The following is a 1,199-nucleotide window of genomic DNA, read 5'->3' on the forward strand; positions in this document are numbered from 1 at the left end:
GACGTCGTCGTCGTCCCCCTGTACCCGGCCCTCCTGGCGACGTTGGGCGTGGCGGCGATGGTGAGCGGGGACTGGGGCGCGCTGGGGCGCGCCGGGGCCGCGGCGCTCGCACTGCTCGCCCTCTACTTCACCCTGGCGTTCATCAACCCCTCGGGACTCGGGCTGGGCGACGTCAAGCTCGCCGGCGTCCTCGGCCTGTTTCTCGGATGGCTGGGCTGGTACTACGTCCTGGTCGGGACGCTGGCGGCGTTCGCGCTCAACGCAGTGGTGGCAGTGGTGTTGCTCGCCATCCGTAGAGCGAACCGCCACACCGGCATCGCGTTCGGTCCCGCGATGATCGCCGGTGCGGCGGTGGCGGCCTGGCTCTCGGTGGCGGGCTAGTCCGAGATCGCCTCCAACGGATCGGTCTTGGCAGCGCGATGCGCGGGCCACAGCGAGGCCAGCACACCCACGACCGCGGAGGCCACCAGAACGAGTCCGATGTTCCCCCAGGGGATGGTGGTCTCGCTGAGCCCGCTGTCCGCGAGCACGGAGACGAACGCCCACCCCAGATAGACACCGACGGCGGCGCCGATCAGGGCACCGAACACCGCGATCTGCGTGGATTCGAGGTTGATCGTCCGCCGGATCTGGGACCGCTGCATGCCCACGGCGCGCAGCATGCCGATCTCCGTGCGCCGCTCGATCACGGACAGCGCGAGGGTGTTGACGATCCCCAGCACCGCGATCACCAGGGCCAGGCCCAGCAGGGCGTAGATGATCGTGAGCAGCTGGTCGATCCCGCCCGACTGGACGTCGATGTACTGCTGTTTGCTCTGCACGGTGGCGATCGGGATGTCGGCGAGCTCCTCGGTGACGGCGGCCAGGACCTCGTCCGGCGGCGTCCCCGGGGCCGCCTTGGCCAACACGATGGCCGTCGAGCGGAGGTTCTCCGGTACCAACCGTTCGTACACGTCCATACCGGTGTAGAAGGGGCCGAGGATCTGGGCGTCGTCGTAGACCCCGGTCACCCGGAGGGTGGACTCGGTTCCGTCCGGGCCGACCAGCGGCACCCGGGCGCCCATCGTCCACCCGTTGTCCCGCGAGACCTCCCGGGAGACCACGAGCGAGTCGGCCTCGGGCTCGAGCGAACCGTCGAGCACCGTGGCCTCGAGCAGCTCCCCGACCGGGCCACCGGCCGCCGCGAGCGCCTGGGGCTC

The 1,199-nt window shown here is 70.6% G+C and carries 1 protein-coding gene and 1 pseudogene; one reads left to right on the forward strand and one right to left on the reverse strand.

Annotated features, from left to right (window positions below; all coding sequences use genetic code 11):
* Window positions 1-381, forward strand: a pseudogene (locus G6019_RS16260) (prepilin peptidase); the annotation flags it as partial.
* Here the strand turns inward: G6019_RS16260 and G6019_RS16265 are convergent.
* A partial coding sequence (locus G6019_RS16265; protein ID WP_182613417.1) for an ABC transporter permease occupies window positions 378-1,199 on the reverse strand: 822 nt, incomplete at its 5' end. The pseudogene G6019_RS16260 and the gene G6019_RS16265 overlap by 4 nt on opposite strands.

The organism is Dietzia sp. DQ12-76 (assembly GCF_014145045.1).
GTDB lineage: Bacteria > Actinomycetota > Actinomycetes > Mycobacteriales > Mycobacteriaceae > Dietzia.